Source organism: Halovenus anhuiensis (assembly GCF_037080055.1).
Taxonomy (GTDB): Archaea; Halobacteriota; Halobacteria; order Halobacteriales; family Haloarculaceae; genus Halovenus.
Genome location: NZ_JBAOJI010000003.1, coordinates 255112 through 275288, shown reverse-complemented (window position 1 = coordinate 275288; position 20177 = coordinate 255112). Strand labels below are relative to the sequence as shown.

Sequence of the window (20177 nt, the reverse complement as noted above, 5' to 3'; positions counted from 1 at the left end):
ATTACTCCTCACCTGAGTCGCCGTCGTGCTCCGCTGATCCACCCTCGACCTCTATCACATCGTCGATCCCGCCGGATTCGACTGTCGTCTCCGTCACTCGGACGCCCTTCTCGGCGAGATGGCGCATGCGGCGGCGGGCAAACTCCTCCTCGCGGGTGCCCTGTGTCGCGAGGACGTACATCTGCGCGCGGCCGGTCGGGCGCATCGTCCGGCCGGCGCGCTGGGTCCCCTGTCGGCGCGACCCGCCGAGTCCGGAGGCGACGATTGCGAGGGCAGCGCTCGGGAGATCGATCCCTTCGTCGCCGACGCGGGAGACGATCAGCGTCGACAGCGTCCCGTTGCGGAACTGCTCGAAGAACTGTTCACGGCGGGCGTGGGGCATCTCGCCGCTGATGAAGGGGGCATCGAGTGCGTCCGAATAGGCCTGACCCTGATCGAGATACTCGACGAACACCAGCGCCTGCTCGTCGGGGTGGGTCTGCAGCAGCGCCTCGATTTCGGTCAGTTTCGCGGGATTGGTCGCAGCGAGTTGGCGGCGTTCGTGGCCCTCAGAACTGACGTACTGATTTCTGTGATCGCGCTCGCCCCACGGAACGAACCTGATTTCGACCTCCGGTTCGGCGACGTAGCCGGCCTCGAACAGGCCGTCCCAGTCAGTTCCAATCGGCGGGCCGATCAGGGTGAAGATATCGCTCTCGTTGTCGTCCTCACGGACTGGACTCGACGACAGCCCGAGTCTGTGGCGAGTCTGCAGGTCGGCACTGCGGCGATAGACGGGTGCGGAGATGTGATGAACCTCATCGTAGATGATCAACCCCCACTCGCGGCTGTCGAACAGTTGGCGGTGTCGGTCCATGCCCGCCGTTCGATAGGTGGCGATGGTGACCGGTCGAATTTTTTTCTGTCCGCCGTGATACTCTCCGACCTGCTCGGGATCAAGGGTCGTTCGTGCGAGAATCTCGTCGCGCCACTGGCTGGCCAGTTCCCGGCCCGGCACGAGAATCAGCGTCTCACCCTCGATTTCGCTTAGAATACCCAGCGCGGCGACGGTCTTGCCGCTGCCCGGTGGGCCGACGAGCACACCCGACGCTGTTTCGAGGAAGTTCGAGACCCACTGCTGCTGGTAGGAACGCAGTTCGAGATTCAACTCGACAGGGAGCCGTTCGCCGCTGTCCAGATCACGCTCGTCACGGACGGGATAGCCCGCCTCGTAGAGGATTCGCTTGACCTCGGCGATAGACTCCTCGGCGACCCAGCTCTCGGTATCGGAGATGGGTGCGCGAAGTTGTTCGTCGTCGAGTTTCTGTCGGGCGACGTTGCCCATCAAATCCGCCGATTCCGCTTCCAAGACGGTGTACCCGTCCTCGTGGGTCCGCAGGAGGAATTTGTTTGCGCGTTCGTACTGTGAGCGAATCCACGATTCGAGCGCGTCGGATCGCTCGGGCAGAACCGACCGAACCGTGCCGAGCAGGTCCTCCAGCGTCTCGTAGGGGGCCTGCCAGATGTCCTCCTGTCTGATTTCGTACTTGTAGGCTCCGGAGCCGGTGGTATCGACGAGATGCGCGAACTGCGAGAGCTGTGCGCGGGTGAACTGCTCGGGCTGGTCGACCACGATCTCGCGGCGGTCCGGAAACAGGATCACTCGCTCGCGGTCGGTCATCCGCGTCCAATCGACAGGATACCAGACCACGGGATCGCTGGCCACGTCGAGACGCTCGGTCGTTCCAGCATCAACAAGGTCGTCCAGTTCCTCGATTGCCTCGTCCTGTGTACACTCCCTGAGTTGTGCATACCGGGTGGCAGTGAGCACCGGCCGACCGACCGCTTCCAGCGCGTCGTAGAACAGATCTGCATCCGTACTGTCGGCGGTGTTCTGTTCGTCAGGCCCGACCTGCCCGCTGTCAGACCCCGCGGGGTCCGATTCCGGGAGGTCGCCGTCCGAACTGTCTGTATCGGGTTCGTCTGTCACTGCCCGGGACTAACGCCCCAGCAAACAAACGGCTTGCGTCATCGGGTCTGGCGCACCTACGCACAGAAGTTCTGCGTGACGAGGACCTCGCCGTCGTCAGCCACCGCGACACCGACGCCAGTCCGGTCCCAGCGCGGGTCGAGCATGTTCTCGCGGTGACTTTGGGAATTGAGCCACTGCTCGGCGAGGCCGTCGGCCAGTTCCTCGACAGTCGTGTGGCGATTGCGCTCACCGTCGGTCGTCTCGAACGGTTCGTACCACCACGTCGCGGCAATGTTCTCACCGACGGTCCCGCAGGAGGCCGGCCCCTCCTCGATTCGCTCGAAGGCCGTCTCGCCCTCGGGTGATTCGTGGGCGTAGTACCCCCGCTCGATCATATCTCGGCTGTGGTTGCGGGCGACGACGGCGATAGCATCCTCGTGTTCGACTGGTTCGATACCGCGGGCCGTCCGCTCGTCGTTGATCGCCTCGGTGATCTGCTGCTCTGCGAGGGTCGTATTCAGTTCCGGGGCCACCTCGTCGCTCGTATTCGGCGCCGACTGATCGTCGGCCGGCGGGCCAAGCGGACTCGCCCCACCGACGTACAGCACGCTGCCGAGAACAACCATCCCGAGAACAATTCCGGCGAGCACCGTCCAGAGATCGCTGGTCGTGACTGCCCGATCATCGCGGTCCGGGGTATCCACACCACCACCGGAGCGGGTCGCCATATCCGAAAACAGGGTCCGCTGCCGAATGAGCGTTGTGCCGGCTGTTGCAACGCTGCTGTCGGCAAGCGCGCTCATCCTACGGTTTCGAGCCGAGCGCCAGCGAGGACGGCAGCGATACCGCTAATTGCGAGGAGCGAAAGCCCCGGGACGAACGACCCGGTGGCATCTCTGAACAGCCCGATCAAGAACGGGCCGGCGAAGCCGCCGAGTTCGCCAATTGCGAAGACGAGTCCGACTGCCGTCCCGGTCAACCGAGCGCCGATCCCCTCCAGCGCCGGCGGAACCGCTCGGACCATCGGCGACAGCCCCCCGACGCCGAGTCCTGCCCCGACGATACCGGCGACGACCAGCGGCGTGAGCCCGCCACCGATGATCCCTACGACACCGAGACCAGCGATGGCGCTTGCTCCGACGATGGCGGCTCGGCGGGCGTCGAGTCGATCCGCGAGGCTAGGGACGGTCAAAATTCCGACGACGTTCGCCCCGACGAGCATCGTTGTCGTCTGCCCCGCACGGCTGGCGGAGAGCCCGCGGGCTTCCAGAATCGTCGGGAGCCAGCCCTGCAAGCCGTGAATGATGAGCAGGTAGGTGATCCCGAGGACGACGACCAGCCGGAGCTCTCGGTGGCGCAGCACGGTCTTCAGATCCCCGAGCATCGGTGGCTGCTCGGCCGTGTCAGCTCTGTTCGCGGCCCCACTGCCGAGTCTCGACGACCAGACGATGACCAGCCAGACGACGGCGTAGCCGAGGACGACGATGCCGGTCCAGAAGAAAAGCGGTCGCCAGCCACCCAGCGCGGGCCCGATCAACGGCCGGCCGAGGCTGAAGGCTGCGGCGGTGCCGGTCGACGCCCCGACCAGATAGATCGAGGACGGAAACCCAGTCGCGTCGGGCGGGAAAAGCACCGAGACGAGTTTCGGGAGGCCGAAGGTGACCAGCGTCGCCCCGACGCCGAGTGCGATTGTCGTCACGAGCAGGCCGACAAACCCCGGGGCTGCACTGCGGGCGATCTGTGCCGTCCCGATACAGCCCAGCGCGACGGCGAGACTGCGGCCGGGACCGATCCGGTCGACGGCGAGCCCCGAAAACAGCGCCAGCGGAACGTACGTCAGCGGCACCGCGCCGGCGAGCATCCCGGCTTCGGTACCCGACAGCCCCACGTCTCCGTTGATCGTCGAGAGATACGCAGGCAGGGAAAACCAACTGAACATCAGCGACGTGTAGACCAGCGTCCCCGTGAGGACCAGCGCGTACGAGCGCCACGATACCGGCTGCTCGGTCATTACCGGGGACTGGGAGCGGCGAGCGGAAAGATCCGTTCATCCGGCGGTCCTCCTACGGATGACCCAGTATTTTATATCAGTGCCGGCCGGCGGGTATGGCATGCGACTCGAAAACAAGACAGCGTTTATCACAGGCGGCGGCTCCGGGTTAGGCCGCGCAGCAGCGAAACGATTCGCGAAGGAGGGCGCGACGATTGTCACCGCAGATGTCGATCTGGAGGGTGCAGAGGAGACCATCGAACAGGTCGAAGAACTGGGCGGCGAGGGCGTCGCTCACGAACTCGACGTGCGCGACCGGGAAGCATTCAAATCGTCCATCGGCGCGACCGTCGAGGAGTACGGCCTGGATATCCTACTCAACAACGCGGGCATCAGCCACGAGCGAATCCACGTCGAGGACATCGGTGACGAGCAGCGCGATCAGTTGATCGACGTGAATATCAAAGGCGTCTGGAACGGGACCGTCGCCGCAATGAGCCACTTCAAGAAGCAGGGCAGCGGCGCAATCGTCAATACAGCCTCGCTCGCGGGCGTCATCGGCGCACCGATGCTCTCGGCGTACTCACTCACGAAGGGGGCGGTCGTCAACTTCACGCGAGCGGTGGCGGCAGAAGTCGGCCCCCACGGCGTCCGGGTCAATGCGGTCTGTCCCGGCATCACCGACACCTCGATGCCGCGGCGCAGTCTCAGCGAAGAGGAGTGGGAGTACACGAAAAACGAGATGTCCGAGGAGTACCCCCTCAAACGGCTGGGCAAACCCGAAGATATCGCCAACGCGATGCTCTTTCTCGCCTCCGACGAGGCGGACTGGATCACCGGTGAAGCACTCGTCGTCGACGGTGGCTTCTCCAGTTGCTAAGCTGAACGAACTTAGAGACGAGTTCAGACACCCATCTTTTGGCCTCCCGAATCGCTCGGTATAGGCCGTGTTGTGACCGATGGAGTTGTACTTCCTATTAAGAATTCATTAGAAGTCCCGTGCAAGATACAGAGAGTAGATTCAGCAGCACTCTCAGATAATCCGTGATACCATTGGTCCGGTCAAGAACCCGGACCAATGTCGAGATGCTAGACAGACATACCACCCTGTTTCAGGTCCTGAAATACTCTTCCATCACATATACCGCTCGACAAGCGTAAATCAAGATATGACAGCGCCAACCGATCAAAGCTCTTCTGTCGGTGCCGACAGATCGGCAGACGAAGCGGACGTCGTAATCCACGACGCAGTGGTAGTGACGGTTGACGGGGACAACAGAATTTTCGAGAACGGGACGGTGGTAGTCCATGACAACGTGATTACCGAGGTGCGGTGCACGCGCGACGAAGATCCGACCTGTGACGCTGACTGTGTTATCAACGGTGACGGGAAACTCGTGATGCCGGGGCTGGTGAACGCGCACACGCATCTGGAGATGACGGCGTTGTTCGGGGCGTTCAGCGACATGGAACTCACGGAGATGATGACCCGGATGACCGCGCTGTACGACGACTTCTGGACTGGCGATCTCGACTATCTCATAGAGTCAGGCATGGAGTTAGCCGCACTCAACTTCCTTCGCGGCGGCGTGACGACAGTAAATTCGATGGACGCTCGGCCACGAGCGGGTATCGACGCGTACGCCGAGACCGGACTCCGGGGATTCTTTGGCCCAAGTATTTCGGACCTCTTTTGGGACCACCCCGTTGAGGAACAGATCGACCGATTCCGGTCGTTTACCGAGCAGTACCACGGAAGCTACGATGACCGTATCCGGGCGACGCTCTGTCCGCACGACGATTGGTCGGTCACCGGAGATCTGTGGGAGCAGTGTGCGGATCTTGCGGCAGAGTATCCAGACATCATGGTCCATACGCACCTTCTGGAATTAGAGCAGAGCAATACAGTAGCGCGCTCAAGCGGTGGCGAGGATTCACTGAACCTGCTCGACGAAGTGGGGCTATTGAACGACCGCCTCGTGGGCGCACACTACCGCGTCGCGGACGAGGAAGACATCGAACGAACCGCCGAGGCGGGCGTGTCAGTCGCTCACTGTCCGTCCATCTTCTGTCACTGGAATGTTGACCCGGATATGCAGTGGACGCCGGTCCCGGAGCTGCGCGCGGCAGGTGTAGATGTCGGATTGGGCATTGACGACCACTACTGGCACGACTCCTACAGTATGTTCGGCGAGGCGAGGCAAGCGCGGCTCGCGGCCAACCTGAAGAAAGGTGCCAACCAGTTCGACTCCGTGGAACTGCTGCGGATGTTGACAATTGAGAGTGCGCGAGCCCTCGGCGTCGGCGACGAAATCGGCAGTCTGGAACCCGGTAAGCGAGCAGACCTGATTGTCCTCAGGTGGGATGCCCCGAAATTCACTCCCTCGACGAACGTGTCCGGGCACCTCGTTGGCCACGCCGCACCGGCAGATGTGGAGACGGTCATCGTTGACGGCGCCATCTTGCTGGACCACGGTGAATACCAGACCGTCGAGCCGAGTGCTGTCCAAGAACGTGTCAGAGGTGCGCTTGAGCGGTTCGAGACAGAATCGGAGTGGACGTTCTCACGGACGGGCAGCGACTCGCCTGGCACACTTGACGTGGCCAAGAGCCTCCCCAAACGTGGGCCAGTTCATATGCTCAGTCGGATCGCCGTCCAGTCCACGAAAGACTCACTTCCGTTCGCAAACTGAACATGCCGTTGCAACGGCCATCAGACAGGTCATTTGAGAAACTATTGGCTAGCGAGCGTGGGATCAGCAAAACGCATTCGTTTCAAGGAGTGTAGAACGGAGTCAGTGGCAGCTGGGGCCAGTGTCGTTGGCAGGTGTCAAGCGGGTATTTGACCGTACAATAGGGACTTATCAGAGTATCCGGTACACACTCGTATGAAACGCCGAACGGTTCTGGCAGTTATTGGGGTCACGAGCCTCCCGACTGCTGGGTGTCTCCGAATGCTGGGCCGTGATGGGCAATCGGACTCGTGCCCCGACAGCACCCACTTTTCCTTACAACAGGTAACGGCGGCTCACGGTCAAAATGAGTTCAGTACCTATCTCGAATCGCTACCTTACGCCTCACAGGCTCTCGTGACTCACGCACTCGAGTCAGAGACTGGTGAGTCTACGTCTCGGAGCTATTACTCGCTGCACCCGACGAAAAGATACGTCGTCACAGAATCTGCGGACTTCTATCACGTCAAAACGACTGATTTCGACGCGACGGAGACGGCGGGGTACGACTACTCGGCCGACATCGGTGTCGATGAATCAACGCTTCCGAACACCACCCGGATCCACTCATTTACTGATCTCCCGGCTCACGACCGTGAATCGCTCCTCAGTGCTGTCGGGGATCCACATCTCCTTCACGCACCGCATTATTCGTTCTCGGCGGTGTTCGCGTACGAAAATGAGGAGCAGCGGGACCGATCGATATTTGTCCCTGAGACGGACAACCTCTATCTCCGCTGGAACGATGTATTGTTACGATTGGACTTCGATGAGCAACGAGCGGTCGAGATTACGAGCACAACAATCTCTACGGAACTTGTAGCTGAATCACCAGAGGAATTTTCCAGATATATCCGCAGGGAACGCGGTACTACCCTCGATTCTCTCACGAGCCAACAGCGAGACATCATCACACAAGCAATCGAAAGGACATACACGGAGTGTCGACCATATTCGGACGCATTCAGTGATCTCCGTAGTCAACTCACGGACGAGAACAATAGACCTAACGCACTTGCTCAGTATGACGACAACTGGTATTTCGTTCACTTTTCTTGAGAATCGAATCGGTCCCCGTACTGATTATGCGCGTTACATCCTGCACAGTCTGCAATAACACACGTGAGATATCATATACTAGATTGTTCAATTTGCAGACGTACTGACTGAACCGAGTGTTGCGACGATGACCGCACTGATCGCAATAAGACCGGCCATCACAGCCTGGTGATCTGCTCCCATCTCTCTGGAGGACAATGGTATTCACCACATCACTGCTTCTTCCGCTGAGACTGCATTGCTGGCTTCGTAACGACTGAATCTACAGCACAGCAACGATTGCTCCAGCGATGATTGCGACGATAGCAACCCCAAGAACTGCAAATGTGGCCGGACTGCTATCAGAAGGTTTCTGATCAAATCTCCCCCATTCAAGTAATGTACCGAGACCAACGAAAATAGCAGCACAACCGCCGACAACGCCGGAAGCTGACCAAAGCGAGAGTCCGCTTTGGACGGTCGCCTGTGCCGATTGGACCGCAAGAATGATTCCCGTTATGAGTGGTGCTGCGCCAATTGTCTTTCTGGAGGGCATAGAGACGATGTTTATGCCCACCGGTATAAATCCACAGTGAGACTCTCTGGTAGAGAAATCGAGTTTCCTGTCTACTACAGTGGCATGGGACAGATCCTGTCCAGATTCTGTCACCACCCCATTGATTAGTACAAGTGAAACAGCGACCAATGAGATGTACTGGTTGTCAGGAATTCATCAAAAGTGCCGTGCAAGATACAGAGCATGTAGTTAGCACTCAGGGTATGGACGAGAAGTGCAAACACGGTTAGACAATTCAAGGTATCAAAGATGGCAACACGCCGAGCCACCTCACCACTTCATCTCATTGCACAGAGCCCCGCAGTCCCTAGGATAACGACGCCGCCAGCCATCGAAGGCGCAGCCTCCACAACCTCAACGAGTTGACGACAGCGATCGATGCTGCTCTTGAGCAACTTTCGATTTCAAAAGTGAATAACCATCTCTAAAGACTACTATGCTCTGCGCTGGGTGATAGCGCATTGGCGGGTTTTATAGGCGATTATGACGGAGAAGCCTGGAATAACCACGAAGCTGAAAAATTGGTGATACAATAAATACTGGTGAACACACAGCCAGCCTCGGAGAAGATGTTGATGATTTGCCTGGTGAATCTTTTGTTGATGAAAAGATTACGACCGACTCATCCCGGCAATTCGAACTTAACGATGGAGACCAGTCACATATACATTTACTTACTGCATCGTCTGAATCAGTGGTTGCGCCGACCAGAGTCGCCATCTGACTGCTTCTCACCAAACGCTTAACATCAGTAGTTGACAACTGATAGAGGATGTCCACAGCCAATCTTATCGCAGTCGGTGCCTCCCCACTGGGGAAGACGGACCTGCCCGGCCGCGACCTGTTCTCACGAGCTGTAGCGGAGGCGTTCGCGGAGTTGCCCGACCCGGCGGAGGTCGTCGACGGGCTGTACGTTGGTGCCCAGTCCGAACGGTACGAGAATCAGATCATGCAGGGAACGCTCATGGCCGAATGGGCTGGCCTGCGGAACGTTCCCGCAGAGCGTGTTGAGGCGTGTGCGGCTGCCGGCGCGCTCGCGCTCAAAAACGCTGTCAGGGACGTCCGGGCTGGCGTCCACGACGCGGTACTGGCCTGCGGCGTCGAGAAGATGACCGCCGGCGGCACTGAGGGCGCGACGAACGCCTTGGGCGCCGCCTTCGAGCGAGCACTCGAACAACGGTCTGGAATTACGGCGCCCGCCACGTACGCGCTGTTGGCGCGGCGGTACCTCCACGAAACCGACGCAACTGAGGAGGACTTGGCCCGGATTGCCGTCAAGAACCATCGGAACGCAGCTGACAATCCACGGGCGATGTTCCAACAGGCGGTCGACCTCGAGACGGTGATGGACGCTGACGACGTCGCCCCACCGCTGAAGCTGTACGATTGTGCGCCGGTCACCGACGGCGCCGCGGCCGTTGTCGTCGCGAACGACGAGGTGGCGGATGCTCTGCTGGACCGCGAGGATTCGGTCCGGATAGCGGGTGTCGGCTCGGCGGCCAACAACCTTGCTGTCGCCGAACGGGATCTCACCTACGTCGAGGGGGCGAATGTCGCTGCCACGACCGCCTACGAGGACGCCGGCGTCACCGCTTCTGACATCGACATCGCAGAAGTCCACGATGCCTTCACCGTCTGTGAAGCGCTGCTGGCTGAGGCAGCGGAATTCGCGCCCAAGGGACACGGCATCGAAACCGTCGAAGCGCCGGAAGATCGATCGGCGGGCTGGACCGACGTCGAGATCAACACGAGCGGTGGGCTAAAAGCCCGCGGACACCCCATCGGTGCGACCGGGATACTTCAGGCGGTCGAAGCCTACGAACAGCTTACAGACCGTGCCCAGGACCGCCAGGTGGCCGACGCCGACACGGCCCTGCTTATTAACGAAGGCGGCGTTGCCGACGCCCACACTGTCGCAACCGTCCTGACAGCACAATGACCGAAAAACGTAATTCACCAATGCAAGACACAGACGCTACCACCACGGGACCGCTCGCACCGGACGACATCACCGCCGACTCGCCGTTCACGCTGCCCGGCTTCTTCGCCGACCTGGCGGACGGCCAGTTGGTAGCCGCCCAGTGTACGGAGTGTGACGAACACATGCTCCCGCCCCGGCCGGCCTGTTACAACTGCGGCAGCCGAGCAGTCACCCTCGAGGAACAGCCCCGAACCGGCGAAGTGATCTCGTACACCTCGGTCAATCGGCCCCCGTCAGCGTTCGCCGATCTGGCACCGATTACCGTCGCTGTCATCGAACTCGATTCGTCGGCACGGCTGTCCGGCCGCGTTGAGGCGCCGCTCGAAGAGGTGTCTATTGGTGATCGCGTGGAGTTGCAGGTCTGCGATCCCGAGGCGATTGGCATCGACCCGGAGTTCCAACTCTCCTACGAAGAGGACTGGCCGATCCACGTCTTCAAGCCGGTGTAAACAGACAGAACACAGACGATGTTCGTTTGCAGTGAACGCGTGACGTGACCGACGGGGGCTTCGCCTTCCCAGGAGTTCTGGAAGTCGGTTCAGGTGCGGTGACGTACCCGAGGCGCTGGGTATAGCGGCTGACATCAGGGGGCGACACCTGCTTGTGAACAAACCGAACGGTCGTGCAAGACTTGCGCTATGTATCTTGCACGGTACGTAGAATATATTTCAGATCAGGTAGGATAACCGCCGGCCATTACGCAGGTCCACGTCCCAGCGCAGTCGGCCAGTTCCACGATGGAAACAACCACCTTACAGATCCGTCTTTGGCTCCCTGACGCTACGCCGGAATTGTCCGATCGTTCTGTCGATCACTCGTTTCCGAGGCGGTCGACGGTCTGGCTGATCTCTGACACGCGGTCCGCCTGCCGTTCGTTCGCTGTCGCGATCTGGTCGACTTCGTCTGCGACCTCGTCGGCCTGTGTAAGCAGTTCGTCGATCATCGACGCGACCGTCTCTGCACTTCCCGCCTGGTCGTCGGTAGCGCTCGAGACTTCCTGGATGCCGCGGTTCGTCTCCTGAATGGCCTCGGCGATATCTCTGAGTGTCTCCATCGACTCTGTCACCTGCTCGATTCCCTGATCGACCTGTCGGGTCGTCTCTTCCAGACTCGCCACGGCACTGTTCGTATCGGATTTGATCTGCTCGACCATCTCTTCGATTTCACTCGCTCGCTGCTGGGACTGCTCAGCCAGCGACTTGACTTCCTCCGCGACGACGGCGAATCCATCGCCGGCCTCGCCGGCACGAGCGGCTTCGATCGAGGCGTTCAGCGCGAGCATGTTCGTCTGATCGGCGATGTCGTCGATCACGTCGACAATCTCGTCGATTTCGTCGATCCGGGATTCGAGTCGATCCACGTCGGCGGTGACCTCGGCAGTCGAGTCGTCGACGCGCTCCATGAGTTCGATTGCCGTCGTTGCCGACTCGCGCCCCTCTTCGGCCAGTTGCTCCGCCTGTTGGCTCGTCGCTGCGACTTGCTGGGCCGTCGAGGCGATCTCTTCGATCGTAGCCGACATGTCTGCAACCTCTCTCGATGCGTCTTCCATCGAATCGGCCTGCGCCTCCGCGAGGTCGACGACCCCCTCAGTCCGGGCCGCCACTTCTTCGGCGGTTGCATCGGCCTCCTCGACGGCTGCTTCGACGTTGTGTCTGATCTCCTCCTGCTGTGCGATTTCGTCGCGGAGGTTCTCGTTGTAGGAGTGCATGTAGGTGTCGACGACAATCTGCATATCGAGATTGGTGATCCGCAACATCGAAAGGAGATCGTCCATTGCCGACTCGATTTCGTCGTCGATGATGGCCTCGAAATCGTCCGGAAGTCCCCGATCGGACGCTGGCGAGTCTGCGGTGGCAGCCAGGCGTTCGGTAAGTGCGTCGCCGAGTCGTGACCCGACGAGCGGAAGCAACATCTCGAAGTACACCACATACTGGCCGAGATACTGCTTCATCGGCATATCCAACAGATCGTGTAACTTGCCGATTCTGGCTCTGTTCTGGAAGTAATCGCGTCCGTACTCGCCGCGGGCGAGCGTAACGAAATACGCAGACTGAGTCCGTTTTAGCTGCTCGACCGACTTCGGAGAGCGACCGATCACTTCGGTGGTCTCATCGTAGGCCGTCAAGTGTTCGTAGAAGTCCTCCGCGATCTGATCTGCGTTGTTCTCGAATGTCTCCTCGTAGGTGCTCAGCCGCTGGGCGTCACGTTCGTCGAACCCGATGAACTCCTTGCGCCACTGGATATCAGCGTCGTCGAGGCCGATCTCTGAAACGAGTGCAGCTAAATCGAGTTCGGAGTTCAGTCCACCATCCCCAAAATCCGCCATACCGTACCGATTCGTTCCCATTGCTACGTGGCTCATTAACTCGGAGCGTATAAATGTGCGCAATATTGGGGTGTAACTGATATATACAGTTTACCAGAAAGATCACAGCAGAACAGCAGACTGCACGCGGACTACAGCGCAGTCTCGGGAGACAATCTCGATTGGCAACCATGACAGAACTGAACGTAAATCGACTCGGCGTTTTTGGCATACTGGGTGTGTTCGGCATCGTGACGAACGAACCCGCACTGTTCGGGCTATTTGCACTGTTTGGGCTGTTCGCCACCGATCGGACAGTGACCGTCCCGTGGCCGGACAGGCAGTAGTGGCTGTGGGCCGGTCGAAACCGGGGGGAAATTGTGTGCCAGTCATCTGATCGTTCAGCCCCATCACACTCGCTATCGCTTCGCCGGTGAGTTTCAGCACGGGGATTTCGATTCGCCAACCCCCAGCGCTTACTACCGCCCCCGTCGAACGCCAACCAGATTACCGATGTCAGAACACTACCGCAAACTCGAACGGATGTATCACGACCACGCGCCGATCAACGACTTCTTCGACCCGGAGTTGACCATCTCCGAGGGAGAAGCGACGCTCGATCTACCAGTCTCGGAAAAACTCTATCACCCCGGCGGTGCAGTCCACGGGACGGCCTACTTCAAGGCGCTAGACGACGCTGCCTTCTTCGCGGCGAACTCGCTGGTTGAGGACGTGTTCGTGCTGACGACGCAGATGAACCTCTATCTGACGCGACCCATCTCGGAAGGGACGATGCATGCTCGCGGCGAAGTCTTGCACGAACACCCTGGCCAGTACATCGCCGAATCCGTCGTCGAAGACGACGACGGCAATCAGTTGGCGCGGGCGACTGCAACCTTCGTCCCCAGCGAGATCGAACTCGATGCGGAGATCGGCTACGAGTGATCACTCCGTAGAATCGGACTTCTCGTCCTCACTTTCGTCCTCGTCGCCTCCGCGGATCTTCTGATAGATCTCCCCGACAAAGTCGACGACGACCTCCCCGCCCTTGAGCACCCCGAGTAGAATGTCGTCCATACGTACTGTTCCCGAACACGATTGCATGATTATTTTCCAGTGGTTCTCGCTTGGAAACACTGTGTGACCATTCCCCACGAGTAAGCCGAACAAAATCGGCGATAGACCCGCCGAAAACCGCATGTGAACGCCTCTCAGCCCGCAAACGAAACGGGGGCTTTTTAAGTTAGCGTGCGGGAGTAATCGCTACAGTCTAGTGGCGCGACGTGGAAGCGTTACGGCATGACAGTCAGCGTACTCGTGCCGTCGTCGCTCGCCCGGGAAGCCGAAGACAAACGCGAGGCAACTCGCAAAATCGGTTACGTGGCCCGCGCGGCCACGGTCTTCCGTGTGGACCGCTTGTCGGTCTACCCCGATCCCGAGGGCGAACGAAAATACGACGACGGGTTCGTCGAAACCGTACTCAAGTACGCCGCAACGCCCCCGGATCTCCGAAAGGAGCTCTGGGATACGCGGGACGAACTAGCGTACGCGGGCGTTCTGCCGCCGCTCCGCTCGCTCTCACAGACCGGCTCCGGATCTACCGATTCGGGGTCGTTAAGACAGGGAATCGTGACGAAGGCCGTATCCGATGGGCGCGTCCGGGTCAATTGCGGACTGCAACACCCGATCTCTCTCCCCATCCCCGACGAGATGGATCTCACGGAGGGAGAGCGCGTCACCATCGACGTCTCTTCGCGAGAGCCGGTCCGAGCCAAGATCGTCGGTAGGCCAGATGGCCTGACCGTCGACGCTCCGGACCTCGACGCGGCAGTATCACGGTCGGACGCTGGACTCACCATCGCCGCCTCGCGGCACGGTGAGGTTCTGAGCACCGACCGATTGGACGAACTCGCCACCGAGTCCGCAGGCGCGGACGCTGGCGAGCACGACTACACAGTCGCCTTTGGCGCACCCGAACGGGGTCTCCCCGAAATCATCGGGTGCCGACCAGAGGACGTTCGCGAAGACGGCTTCAAAGAGACTGGAGGGTTCGACCTCTGGCTGAATACGGTTCCGAACCAGGGCAGTCAGGTCGTCCGCACCGAAGAAGCGGTGTTTGCGACACTTGCCTGCCTGAACCTCATGGACTAACACCATGCCACAACCAGAACGACCACGAAAAGGTTCGATGGGCTTCAGCCCGCGCAAGCGAGCGTCCAGCGAGACGCCTCGCTTCAATAGCTGGCCAGACGACGACGGCCAGCCCGCACTGCAGGGATTCGCCGGCTACAAAGCCGGCATGACCCACGTCGTGATGATCAACGACGAACCCGACTCCCCGCGACAGGGGATGGAGGAGACAGTGCCGGTGACCGTCGTCGAGACGCCACCGATGCGGGTTGCTGCGCTTCGAGCCTACGAAGACACACCGTACGGGAAGCGACCGCTCACCGAAGTCTGGGCCGACGATTTCCACCCAGACCTCGAGCGGGCACTCGACGTGCCCGAAGAGGGCGGCGCTTCGGAGGAACAGATTCACGAGGCACTCGAAGACGGTCGACTCGGCGACGTGCGTGCGATCACGTACACCGTCCCCGACGACGTCGACGGCGTGCCCAAAAAAGAGCCTGACGTGATGGAGAATCGCGTCGGTGGCGGCTCACTCGAAGACCGCGTCGAGTTCGGTCTCGACCTCCTCGACGGCGAGGAGTACTCGGTCAACGACGTGTTCCGCGCCGGCGAGTACGCCGACGTGGCGGCCATCACCAAAGGCAAAGGGACGCAGGGTCCCGTCAAACGCTGGGGCGTCCAGAAGCGGAAGGGCAAACACGCCCGGCAGGGCTGGCGACGACGGATCGGTAACCTCGGTCCGTGGAACCCGTCCCGTGTTCGCTCGACGGTCCCCCAGCAGGGACAGACGGGGTACCACCAGCGCACCGAACTCAACAAGCGTCTCATCGATCTCGGCGACGACGAGGATCCGACCGTCGAGGGCGGATTCATCGACTACGGCGAGGTCGACAACGAGTACGCCTTGGTCAAGGGATCGGTGCCCGGTCCGGACAAACGACTCGTCCGCCTGCGCCCCGCAGTACGCCCGAACGACCAACCGCGCCTCGATCCAGAGGTTCGGTACGTCTCGACAGCATCGAATCAGGGATAAATTATGCAGGTACCAGTACGCACAACCGAGGGCGACACGGACGGAGAGGTCGACCTCCCCGACGTGTTCGAGAGCGAGTACCGGCCGGATCTCATCAAGAAGGCCGTCCTCGCTGCACAGGCGAATCGCAAACAGGACTACGGTGCCGACGAGTACGCGGGCATGCGGACGCCCGCCGAATCGTTCGGTAGCGGCCGCGGGATGGCACACGTCCCGCGAGAGGGTGGCAAGGGCCGACGCGTCCCACAGACGGTGGGCGGTCGACCAGCGCACCCGCCGAAAGCCGAAAAGGACCGCTCGCTCGACATCAACGACAAGGAGCGACAGAAAGCGGTCCGCTCGGCAATCGCCGCAACCGCCGATCCCGAAGTCGTCGCAGAGCGCGGCCACGAGTTCGACGAGGATGTCGAACTGCCGGTCGTCGTCTCCGACGAGTTCGAGGAAGTCTACAAGACACAGGAAGCCGTCGCCATGCTCGAGGAACTCGGCCTTTCGGCCGACATCGAGCGGGCCGACGAGACCAAGATCAAGGCCGGACAGGGCTCGGCGCGTGGCCGCAAGTACACGCGACCGACATCGGTCCTCTTTGTTACCAGCGAGGAACCGTCACGAGCGGCCCGCAACCTCGCGGGTTCGGACGTGACGACCGCCGACGAACTGAACGCAGAGGATCTCGCGCCGGGAACGCACCCCGGTCGACTCACTGTCTGGACCGAAAGCGCAGTCGAGGAGGTGGCTGACCGATGATGGACGCCATCAAACATCCACACGTCACGGAGAAGACCGTCGACAAGATGGACTTCGACAACAAGATGGTCTTCATCTGCCACACCGACGCAGAGAAAGACCAGATCAAGAGTGAGGTCGAACAGCAGTTCGACCTCGAAGTGACGGACATCAATACCATGATCACGCCGAAAGGCGACAAAAAGGCAGAACTGACACTCTCAGACGACTACGACGCGCAGGAAGTCGCGTCACGAATTGGGGTGTTCTAAGAATGGGACGACGAATTCGCGGACAGCGACGTGGACGCGGTGGCTCGACGTTCCGAGCCCCCTCCCATCGCTACAAAGCGAGCATGGATCACCGGAAACTCGAAGACAAAGATATCGTCTCCGGTGAAGTGCTGGACATCGAGCACGACCCCGCGCGGAGCGCACCGATCGCGGACGTGCAGTTCGACGATGGCGACCGCCGACTGGTGCTCGCACCGGAAGGCATCGCGGTCGGCGACGAGATCCAGATCGGTGTCTCGGCGACAATCGAAGCAGGCAACACCCTTCCGCTCGCGGAGATTCCGGAAGGCGTGCCGGTCTGTAACGTCGAGGCCAACCCTGGCGACGGCGGGAAGTTCGCCCGCGCGTCGGGTGTCAACGCGACGCTGATGACCCACGACCGCAACGTCGCGGTCGTGCAGTTGCCGAGCGACGAGGTCAAGCGACTCGACCCACAGTGCCGGGCGACAATCGGTGTCGTCGCAGGTGGTGGCCGAACGGAGAAACCCGTCCTCAAGGCCGGGAAGAAGTACCACAAAGTCAAATCCCGCGGGACCGTCTGGCCCCGGGTGCGTGGCGTCGCGATGAACGCCGTCGACCACCCATTCGGTGGCGGTGGCCGCCAGCACCCCGGCAAGCCGAAGAGTATCTCGCGTGACGCCCCGCCGGGGCGGAAGGTCGGGGACATCTCCTCGAAACGTACCGGACGAGGTGGAGAACGATGAGTTCCGTCGCACGCACAGCGCGCGACGACCTCATGAGTTTCACCCGAGGTGAAAACGAATGAGTTCTGACTATCAGATCGGCCACGAAGGCGAGTTTACCTACCGTGGTCACACGCTTGACGAGTTGCAGGAACTGAGTCTCGAGGAAGTCGCGGAACTGCTGCCCGCACGCCAGCGGCGAAGTATCACACGCGGCCTGTCCTACGAGAAAGAACAGCTCCTCGAAGAGGCCCGCGAGGCCGGCGAGGAGGAGACCGCGAACAACCCGATCCGCACACACCTGCGGGACATGCCGATCGTCCCGGAGATGGTCGGGCTGACCTTCGCGGTCCACAACGGACAAGCCTTCGAGCGAGTGAAAGTCGAGCCGGAGATGCTCGGGCACTACCTGGGCGAGTTCCAGCTCACCCGAACGTCGGTCGAACACGGACAGGCCGGCATCGGAGCGACACGCTCCTCGAAGTTCGTACCCCTCAAATAAATCATGGGAATCAGCTACTCAGTCGAGGCCGACCCGGACACGACGGCGAAAGCGATGCTCCGGGAGCGGCACGTAAGCCACAAGCACAGTAAGGCCATCGCCCGTGAGATCAAGGGGATGACCGCAACCGACGCAATCGAGTATCTCGAGGCTGTCGTCGAGGAGGAGCGGTCGGTGCCCTTCAAGCAGCACAACTCGGGCGTCGGTCACCGGAAGGATGTCGACGGCTGGGACGCCGGTCGATACCCCGAGAAAGCGAGCAAGGCCTTCCTCGATCTGCTGGACAACGCGATCGGTAACGCCGAGTACCAGGGATTCGAGGGCGAAAACATGGAGATCATGCACGTCGCCGCCCACAAGGTCGGCGAAGCAGAGGGTCGCCAGCCCCGAGCGATGGGGCGGGCCAGCCCGTGGAACACACCGGAAGTCGATGTCGAACTCATCCTCGAAGACGTCGAGGAGGAGGGTGATGAATAATGGCTGACGAACTCCAGTTCATCGAGAACGGGCTTCAGCGCACCCAGATCGACGAGTTCTTCCAGGACGAACTCGGTCGCGCCGGCTACGGCGGGATGGAGATCGCGAAGACGCCGATGGGCACACAGATCGTGCTCAAAGCCGAGAAGCCAGGAATGGTCATCGGCAAAGGCGGGAAGAACATCCGGAAGATCACCACCACGCTCGAAGAGGACTTCGGACTCGAAGATCCGCAGGTCGACGTTCAGGAGGTCGAAGAACCTGACCTGAACGCCCGGATCGTCGCAGACCGACTCGCGAACGCACTCGAACGCGGTTGGTACTTCCGCAAAGCCGGTCACACGACCATCGACCGGATCATGGAAGCCGGCGCACTCGGTGCAGAGATCGTCCTTTCAGGCAAAGTCACGGGCGCACGCTCACGCGTGGAGAAGTTCAACCGTGGCTACATCAAGCACAACGGCGAACCCGCAGAGGAGATCGTCGACCACGGCATCGGAACGGCCGTCGTCCAACTCGGCACCATCGGGGTGCAGGTCAAGATCATCCCGCCGGGTGCGGAACTGCCCGACGACTTCGAGGTCTACGAGGACCAGGAGATCGAAGACTACGTCGTCGAAGAGGGCGAGGGCGTCGAAGAACTGCTCGCCGGCGAACCCGAGGAGGGTGAAGCCGAAGACGGTGAGGAGTCCGAGACCGAGACGCCGTCGGATGCGGACAGCGAGCCAGACGTCGAGGAAGAAGTTGTCGAGGAAGCCGCAGAGGAGTTCGACGATCCCGACCTGCCGGACGAGGCAGACGTCGAGGACGAACTCGAAGACCTCGAAGCCGACGTCGAGGAGGAACTCGACGAGGATACCGAGGCCGAAGCGGAAGAGCTCATGGACGAAATGGACGAGGAGGGTGATGACGAATGACCGTCCTGCATCCAGTCGAGATCCGTGACATGACCCCGACCGAACGACAGGCAGAGCTGGAAGATCTGGAGACGGAACTGCTGAACGCCGTGTCAGCGAAAGCCGCCGGTGCACAGCCGGAGAATCCGGGTCGGATCAAGGAACTGCGGAAGGCAATCGCCCGGATCAAGACGATCCAGACAGAAGAAGGCGACTTCGAGGGCGAGGACACGCCCGAAGTGAACGAATAATGCCAGTACGCCCGACAACGCTCCCACGACACGAACTCGTCGGCCTCTCCGTCGAGATCCGGTCGGCGTCGAATCCGGATCTCGTCGGGATTAGCGGCGAGTGCGTCACCGAAACGACACAGACGCTGGGCATCGAGTCCGAGGGTCGTGTCCGGCAGGTGCCGAAAGCGGCTGCGGAGTTCGTGTGGACGTTGCCATCGGGCGAGGTCGTCGCGACCGAGGGGACTCGGCTCGTGGCACGACCAGCACGGCGCACAGAACATCGAGGTGACTCGAAATGGCGATAGGATTAGACGTAGACACACCACCAGAACCAGAGAATCCAGAGGAGTACGAGTACGAGACATGTCCGTTCTTCGGCGATCTCCCCGTTCGAGGCCAAGTCCTCGAAGGCGAGGTCGTCTCGACGGACATGGAGAAGACGGTTGTCGTCGAACGGGAATACGACGTGCAGGTTCCCAAGTACGACCGCCTGATGAAACGACGCTCGCGGATCCCGGCACACGTGCCGGAGGTCCTGCGACCCGTTTCTGAAGGTGCGACCGTCAGAATTGCAGAAACCCGCCCGCTCTCGAAGACGAAATCACACGTCGTCGTCGAAGTAACCGAGGG

At 60.7% G+C, this 20177-nt stretch carries 21 protein-coding genes and 1 pseudogene; 17 read left to right on the top strand and 5 right to left on the bottom strand.

Features of this window, described 5'->3' with window-relative positions; all coding sequences use genetic code 11:
- Position 1: 1 nt before the first annotated feature.
- The 3 genes from V8P86_RS10255 to V8P86_RS10245 all read right to left on the bottom strand — a co-directional run bounded on the left by V8P86_RS10255 (position 2) and on the right by V8P86_RS10245 (position 3962).
- Positions 2-1969, bottom strand: coding sequence for a DEAD/DEAH box helicase (locus V8P86_RS10255; protein WP_442909383.1), 1968 nt, complete (start codon positions 1967-1969; stop codon positions 2-4).
- A 56-nt stretch (positions 1970-2025) separates the two neighbouring features.
- Positions 2026-2679, bottom strand: coding sequence for a CAP domain-containing protein (locus tag V8P86_RS10250; protein WP_336327166.1), 654 nt, complete (start codon positions 2677-2679; stop codon positions 2026-2028).
- Positions 2680-2750: 71 nt separating this feature from the next.
- A complete protein-coding gene (locus V8P86_RS10245; protein ID WP_336327165.1) occupies positions 2751-3962 on the bottom strand; it encodes an MFS transporter in 1212 nt (403 codons plus the stop codon).
- A gap of 100 nt (positions 3963-4062) precedes the next feature.
- Between V8P86_RS10245 and V8P86_RS10240 the strand changes: the two genes are divergently transcribed.
- The 4 genes from V8P86_RS10240 (at position 4063) to V8P86_RS10225 (ending at position 10718) form a co-directional block, all read left to right on the top strand.
- Positions 4063-4821, top strand: coding sequence for an SDR family NAD(P)-dependent oxidoreductase (locus tag V8P86_RS10240; RefSeq protein ID WP_336327164.1), 759 nt, complete (start codon positions 4063-4065; stop codon positions 4819-4821).
- Between the two features lie 289 nt (positions 4822-5110).
- Positions 5111-6634, top strand: a complete 1524-nt coding sequence (locus V8P86_RS10235; RefSeq protein WP_336327163.1) for an amidohydrolase family protein — start codon at positions 5111-5113, stop codon at positions 6632-6634.
- A gap of 2426 nt (positions 6635-9060) precedes the next feature.
- The gene (locus V8P86_RS10230; protein ID WP_336327162.1) at positions 9061-10227 is read left to right on the top strand and encodes a thiolase C-terminal domain-containing protein; all 1167 of its coding nucleotides are present in this window, start codon (positions 9061-9063) and stop codon (positions 10225-10227) included.
- Between the two features lie 20 nt (positions 10228-10247).
- Positions 10248-10718 carry a Zn-ribbon domain-containing OB-fold protein gene (locus tag V8P86_RS10225; protein WP_336327161.1) on the top strand — a complete coding sequence of 157 codons (471 nt, stop codon included), beginning with the start codon at positions 10248-10250 and terminating at the stop codon, positions 10716-10718.
- Between the two features lie 362 nt (positions 10719-11080).
- Here the strand turns inward: V8P86_RS10225 and V8P86_RS10220 are convergent, their stop codons facing one another.
- A complete protein-coding gene (locus V8P86_RS10220; RefSeq protein WP_336327160.1) occupies positions 11081-12616 on the bottom strand; it encodes a globin-coupled sensor protein in 1536 nt (511 codons plus the stop codon).
- A gap of 149 nt (positions 12617-12765) precedes the next feature.
- Here V8P86_RS10220 and V8P86_RS10215 point away from each other — a divergent pair, with 149 nt between their 5' ends.
- Positions 12766-12921 carry a hypothetical protein gene (locus V8P86_RS10215; RefSeq protein WP_336327159.1) on the top strand — a complete coding sequence of 52 codons (156 nt, stop codon included), beginning with the start codon at positions 12766-12768 and terminating at the stop codon, positions 12919-12921.
- Positions 12922-13087: 166 nt separating this feature from the next.
- Positions 13088-13519 carry a PaaI family thioesterase gene (locus tag V8P86_RS10210; RefSeq protein ID WP_336327158.1) on the top strand — a complete coding sequence of 144 codons (432 nt, stop codon included), beginning with the start codon at positions 13088-13090 and terminating at the stop codon, positions 13517-13519.
- Here the strand turns inward: V8P86_RS10210 and V8P86_RS10205 are convergent, their stop codons facing one another.
- Positions 13520-13651, bottom strand: coding sequence for a hypothetical protein (locus tag V8P86_RS10205; RefSeq protein WP_336327157.1), 132 nt, complete (start codon positions 13649-13651; stop codon positions 13520-13522). It abuts the gene before it with no gap.
- A gap of 222 nt (positions 13652-13873) precedes the next feature.
- Between V8P86_RS10205 and V8P86_RS10200 the strand changes: the two genes are divergently transcribed.
- The 11 genes and pseudogenes from V8P86_RS10200 to V8P86_RS10150 form a co-directional block, all read left to right on the top strand.
- The gene (locus V8P86_RS10200; RefSeq protein ID WP_336327156.1) at positions 13874-14725 is read left to right on the top strand and encodes a putative RNA uridine N3 methyltransferase; all 852 of its coding nucleotides are present in this window, start codon (positions 13874-13876) and stop codon (positions 14723-14725) included.
- A gap of 4 nt (positions 14726-14729) precedes the next feature.
- The gene (locus V8P86_RS10195) at positions 14730-15737 is read left to right on the top strand and encodes a 50S ribosomal protein L3 (RefSeq protein WP_336327155.1); all 1008 of its coding nucleotides are present in this window, start codon (positions 14730-14732) and stop codon (positions 15735-15737) included.
- Between the two features lie 3 nt (positions 15738-15740).
- Complete coding sequence (gene rpl4p / locus V8P86_RS10190; protein WP_336327154.1) at positions 15741-16484, top strand: 50S ribosomal protein L4; 744 nt, start codon at positions 15741-15743, stop codon at positions 16482-16484.
- Positions 16484-16735, top strand: coding sequence for a 50S ribosomal protein L23 (locus V8P86_RS10185; protein ID WP_442909387.1), 252 nt, complete (start codon positions 16484-16486; stop codon positions 16733-16735). The genes rpl4p and V8P86_RS10185 overlap by 1 nt, the downstream gene beginning before the upstream one ends.
- A 2-nt stretch (positions 16736-16737) precedes the next feature.
- Entirely contained in the window at positions 16738-17460 is a 723-nt protein-coding gene (locus tag V8P86_RS10180) for a 50S ribosomal protein L2 (RefSeq protein WP_336327152.1), read from the top strand.
- Between the two features lie 58 nt (positions 17461-17518).
- On the top strand, positions 17519-17941 hold the full coding sequence (locus V8P86_RS10175) for a 30S ribosomal protein S19 (RefSeq protein WP_336327151.1): 423 nt from the start codon (positions 17519-17521) through the stop codon (positions 17939-17941).
- A gap of 3 nt (positions 17942-17944) precedes the next feature.
- Entirely contained in the window at positions 17945-18418 is a 474-nt protein-coding gene (locus V8P86_RS10170) for a 50S ribosomal protein L22 (RefSeq protein WP_336327150.1), read from the top strand.
- Entirely contained in the window at positions 18418-19335 is a 918-nt protein-coding gene (locus V8P86_RS10165) for a 30S ribosomal protein S3 (RefSeq protein ID WP_336327149.1), read from the top strand. The genes V8P86_RS10170 and V8P86_RS10165 overlap by 1 nt, the downstream gene beginning before the upstream one ends.
- Positions 19332-19565, top strand: a complete 234-nt coding sequence (gene rpmC, locus V8P86_RS10160) for a 50S ribosomal protein L29 (protein ID WP_336327148.1) — start codon at positions 19332-19334, stop codon at positions 19563-19565. Before V8P86_RS10165 ends, rpmC begins: the two co-directional genes overlap by 4 nt.
- Positions 19565-19852 (top strand): ribonuclease P protein component 1, encoded by a 288-nt coding sequence (locus V8P86_RS10155; protein WP_336327147.1) that lies wholly within the window; start codon positions 19565-19567, stop codon positions 19850-19852. The genes rpmC and V8P86_RS10155 overlap by 1 nt, the downstream gene beginning before the upstream one ends.
- A pseudogene (locus V8P86_RS10150) lies at positions 19843-20175 on the top strand (30S ribosomal protein S17); the annotation flags it as partial. The gene V8P86_RS10155 and the pseudogene V8P86_RS10150, both read left to right, overlap by 10 nt.
- Positions 20176-20177 lie beyond the last annotated feature (2 nt).